At 66.8% G+C, this 4,351-nt stretch carries 5 protein-coding genes; 4 read left to right on the forward strand and 1 reads right to left on the reverse strand.

The features are described from left to right. Window positions 1-320 precede the first annotated feature (320 nt). The 3 genes from KBX53_RS24010 (at window position 321) to KBX53_RS24020 (ending at window position 2,250) form a co-directional block, all read left to right on the forward strand. A complete protein-coding gene (locus tag KBX53_RS24010) occupies window positions 321-611 on the forward strand; it encodes a barstar family protein (RefSeq protein ID WP_210861765.1) in 291 nt (96 codons plus the stop codon). Window positions 612-1,181: 570 nt separating this feature from the next. Further along, window positions 1,182-1,829: a hypothetical protein gene (locus tag KBX53_RS24015; RefSeq protein ID WP_210861767.1), complete on the forward strand. Its 648-nt coding sequence runs from the start codon at window positions 1,182-1,184 to the stop codon at window positions 1,827-1,829. Beyond that, window positions 1,795-2,250 carry a tyrosine-type recombinase/integrase gene (locus KBX53_RS24020; protein ID WP_210861769.1) on the forward strand — a complete coding sequence of 152 codons (456 nt, stop codon included), beginning with the start codon at window positions 1,795-1,797 and terminating at the stop codon, window positions 2,248-2,250. The genes KBX53_RS24015 and KBX53_RS24020 overlap by 35 nt, the downstream gene beginning before the upstream one ends. A gap of 81 nt (window positions 2,251-2,331) precedes the next feature. On the opposite strand, the gene glnA is transcribed toward KBX53_RS24020, so the two are convergent. Then, the gene (glnA, locus tag KBX53_RS24025; RefSeq protein WP_210861770.1) at window positions 2,332-3,756 is read right to left on the reverse strand and encodes a type I glutamate--ammonia ligase; all 1,425 of its coding nucleotides are present in this window, start codon (window positions 3,754-3,756) and stop codon (window positions 2,332-2,334) included. 347 nt (window positions 3,757-4,103) lie between these two features. On the opposite strand from glnA, the gene KBX53_RS24030 reads away from it, so the two are divergent. Beyond that, window positions 4,104-4,351: RDD family protein (locus KBX53_RS24030; RefSeq protein ID WP_210861773.1), on the forward strand; the 248-nt coding region annotated here is incomplete at its 3' end.

Here is a 4,351-nt window from a genome sequence, read left to right on the forward strand (position 1 = left end):
CGGCATCTGTATCCCTCGTGTACCTAACGATCTTGGGGTGGTGGTGTGTGCGAGCGGTTCCGAGGTGGACCAGGTCGGCGCGGTCTGGTGGCCTCCGGTGTGCGACGGGTACCCGGTCCGGGCCGGGGCATCCCAGAGTCGCCGAGGGTCCGGGGCGAGTAGCCCCGGTCGCCGGAGGCCATCCCCGGGTCGTAGGGCCGGAGGCCCTACCCGCCGGAGGCATTCACGGCAGGAACCCGACCGCAGCACGCATGGGAGCACCGCTGGGCGAGTGTCGTTGCCCCGATAATGAGGCACATTGCGAAGGCGATGGGGGCGGGATGCTAGTCGACGTTCGTGGGGCGGATGTGCGGTCGGAACAGGACTTCCACCGAATCTTGGAGAGCCAGCTCGACTTCGGCCCCTACTACGGACGCAACCTGGATGCCCTCTGGGATCGGCTCTCCACCGACATCGAACGACCGGTGCAGCTCGTCTGGCACGACGCGAGTGTCAGCCGACATCAGCTCGGCGCGGCGCAGTTCGACCGCATCTGTGAGGTGCTGGACCGCGTCGTCGAGCAGGACGAACGGTTCGGCTGGAGCGACCGGTTCACCTACGAGCTTCGATAGCAGCCAGCGACTTCATGCCTCGGAACTCCAGCGATGGAGCTCCGGGGCTTCGGCGTGTCCGCCGGTGGTCGCGCGCAGCCGGGGTCGCCGCGCCGGTAGCGAAGCGGCAAGGCGCGGCGTGCCCCGAGCGGCGCGCAGCGGCCCGCAGGGTCGCCTTGAAGACGTATGGAAAGTTCTCACGGCGAGAATCCGGCAGAACCACGTCGCCGGATGGACTGAATCGACAGGGAGGCGAGGGGCCGCGCGGTGCTGAAGCGGGCCTTTCCAGATCAAGGCATCCCCCAAAGCGGGCCGCACCGGCCAGACTCCGCGTTGCTGCCGGCCTCCGGCCGGCATCAGCCGGGCTGGCAGGGCGACTTGAGGGGGGCGACCAGGTCCGAATTCCTCGGGGCTCCGCCCCGAACCCGGGCCCTCCTTAAAGCTCAGTAGGCCACCCCTGCGCCGGGCACCACAACGGCTACCAGCGTCCGGGGAGGCTGGACGGGTCTGGCGACTCTGCCCGCTGAGGAGATCTGAGCGCACCTGTAGGTGCACTCATGCCTTACGTTGAGGCGCGGAGTGACTTGAGGAGTGACCACGGACGAACTAGGGAGCCTTCTCCTGCCCGATCGACCAACGGCGGAGGTGATGGTGTGCATCGGCCTGAAGGACTGGCCTGGTGCCGCGCCCTCACAGGCATGGGTCGGACAGTTCCTCGTCCCCGAGGCTGAACTAGCGAATCTTCGACGTGAGGCTGAGGAGATCGCGCAGGCTGCCGAGCTGCCGTACCAAGTGCGGGAGGAACGCGGTCGTACCAGCTGGGGTGCGGACAGCGGTGAAGTGGTCCGGCTCGCTCTTTTCGTCGCCGACTCCGGCGGCGAAGCCCTGATCGGTGCTGCGGTGATGGCCTTTCTGAAGCTCCTCGCGAGCCGCGCCAGCAAACGAGGGATGCCCGAGTATGAGAGTCGCAAGACGCTTAGCCGGACAGAGGCCGAGGACCTAGCTAGATGGACGGTCGTCAGCCACTATGCCCGAGACTTTGATGGACTTGATCCCCTACCCAAGAGTGATGACGAACTGACTCCGATTGGGCACAGCCACGACACCGAGCTGGGCGCTTGGACAATCGTTTTACGAGACGTACATGGAGCCACATACCGCGTTCAGTTTGGCCACCTTGATGGCCTGCCGACGGTAAAGGAGATTGGACGCTGGGCTTCCGGCGCTACCCCTTCGTGAATCCTCCCAGCTAGTAACGCGTCAGCACCTGGCCGACGGGTGCGACGCGGTCGAAGTCGACGACGACACGGACCGTCGCCGGCCGGTCCGCCGGGCCGCACGCCTGCTGTTCAAGGGTGTCGGCGGCGAGCCCGTCAACGCGGCGACCTTCTCGCGGGCGTGGGCGAGCGCGCGGGAAGCGGTCGGCCTGCCGGCGCGGTGGGGGATTCACGGACTACGGCACTACTACGCGACGGTCCTGATCCACGCGGGCGCGTCGGTGAAGACGGTGCAGCTCGCGTTGGGGCACAGCACGCCGACCATCACGCTCAACACCTACGTCCACGAGTGGCCGGACGTGCTCGACCGGACCCGGCTGCTCATCGACGGTGCGCTCGGCCAACACGAAACGGCGGCCACGCCGGCTGTGAGCCGGGCATGACCGCCGTCCGTGAGGTTGTACCCAACCTGTACCCAAGATCAGTATCGATCCTGTTGGTGCAGTTCAGAGCCTTGAGCAGGCTCAGCAGTCGTAGTACATGGCGAACTCGTGCGGGGTCGGGCGCAGGCGCACCGGGTCGACCTCGTTGGCGCGCTTCCAGTCGACCCAGGTGGAGATCAGGTCGGGGGTGAAGACGCCACCGTCGAGCAGGTAGTCGTGGTCGGCCTCCAGCGAGTCGAGCACTGCCGGCAGCGAGCCCGGCACCTGCTTGACGTCGCCCCACTCCTCCGGTGGGAGGTCGTAGAGGTCCTTGTCGATCGGCGTCGGCGGCTCGATCTTGCTCTTGATGCCGTCGAGGCCGGCCATCATCATGGCCGAGAAGGCCAGGTAGACGTTGGCCGACGGGTCCGGAACGCGGAACTCGACGCGCTTGGCCTTCGGGTTGTTGCCGGTCACCGGGATGCGGGTGCAGGCGGACCGGTTGCGCTGCGAGTAGACCAGGTTGACCGGTGCCTCGAAGCCCGGCACCAGGCGGCGGTACGAGTTGACCGTCGGGTTGGTGAAGGCCAGCAGCGACGGCGCGTGGTGCAGCAGACCGCCGATGTACCAGCGGGCCATGTCGGACAGACCCGCGTAGCCGGTCTCGTCGTAGAACAGCGGCTCACCGTTGAGCCAGAGGCTCTGGTGGGTGTGCATGCCGGAGCCGTTGTCACCGAAGAGCGGCTTGGGCATGAACGTCGCGGTCTTGCCGTTGGCCCACGCCTCGTTCTTCACGATGTACTTGAAGAGCTGGAGCTGGTCGGCGGCGTGCAGCAGCGTCGAGAACTTGTAGTTGATCTCGGACTGACCGGCGGTGCCCACTTCGTGGTGCGAACGCTCCACGGTGAAACCGGTGTCGACCAGCCGGCGCACGATCGAGTCCCGCAGGTCGGCGTAGTGGTCGACCGGCGGCACCGGGAAGTAGCCGCCCTTGTACGCGGTCTTGTAGCCGCGGTTGCCGCCCGGCTCCTCGCGGCCGGTGTTCCACGCGCCCTCGACCGAGTCGATGTAGTAGAACGACTGGTGCGCCGAGGTCTCGTGGCGGATCGAGTCGAAGATGTAGAACTCCGCCTCCGCGCCGAAGTACGCGGTGTCGGCGATGCCGCTCGCCGCCAGGTACGCCTCGGCCTTCTTCGCGACGTTGCGCGGGTCGCGGCTGTAGGCCTCGCGGGTGAACGGGTCGTGAATGAAGAAGTTGAGCGCGAGCGTCTTCTGCGCGCGGAACGGGTCGATGAACGCGGTGGCGACATCCGGGAGCAGGAGCATGTCCGACTCGTGGATCGCCTGGAAACCGCGGATCGACGAACCGTCGAACGCGAGGCCGTCGGTGAAGAGGTCGTCGTTGACGGACTCGACCGGCAGGTTGAAGTGCTGCATCACGCCGGGCAGGTCACAGAAACGAACGTCGACGAACTTCACGTCCTCGTTCTTGAGGTATCGCAGCAGTTCCTCGGGGTTGGCGAACACACATCCTCCTGGCACGTCCACGGGGTGGCTAGGCTTCTGGCGACGCTAGGGCCGGGGGGTTGCCCGGCCGTGTCTCCGTTGTTTCTGCCGTGTTACGTCCCTCGCGGAGGGTCAGCGACGCCCGTGTCCACGCCTGCGGCCCGCCAGGAACGCCGTACCGACTGTGCCAGTGTAGTGACATCTGATGCCTTTGGCCGGAATCGGCACACAGTGGCGGCGGCACCCGGCAGACCCTCATACCGGCGCGGATACCCTTGAGCGCTGTGACCAATCCGCACCTCCCGGCAGCGCCGGCCACCGACCCCACCTTCACCGCGCCGAGCCTCGGCCGGCGGTTCGGGGCGCTGATCATCGACTGGGTGCTCTGCCTGCTGGCGTCCAACCTCTTCGCCGACCCGGTACGCGACGGCTGGGCCCCGGTGCTGGTACTGGTCCTGGTGTACGGCATCTTCCTCGGCCTGTTCGCCCAGACGCCAGGTATGTACATCACCAAGATCCGCTGCGTGAACTGGCACGACGGCGGCCGGATCGGCGTGCTCCGGGGGCTGATCCGGGGCCTGCTGCTTGCCCTGGTCGTCCCCGCGCTGATCATGGA

This window comes from Micromonospora sp. M51, assembly GCF_018070305.1.
Classification (GTDB): Bacteria; Actinomycetota; Actinomycetes; order Mycobacteriales; family Micromonosporaceae; genus Micromonospora; species Micromonospora parva.

What these genes read in the sequence shown, in the direction of transcription:
- KBX53_RS24010 (WP_210861765.1), top strand. Translation starts at nt 321, where the DNA reads ATGCTAGTCGACGTTCGTGGGGCGGATGTGCGGTCGGAACAGGACTTC.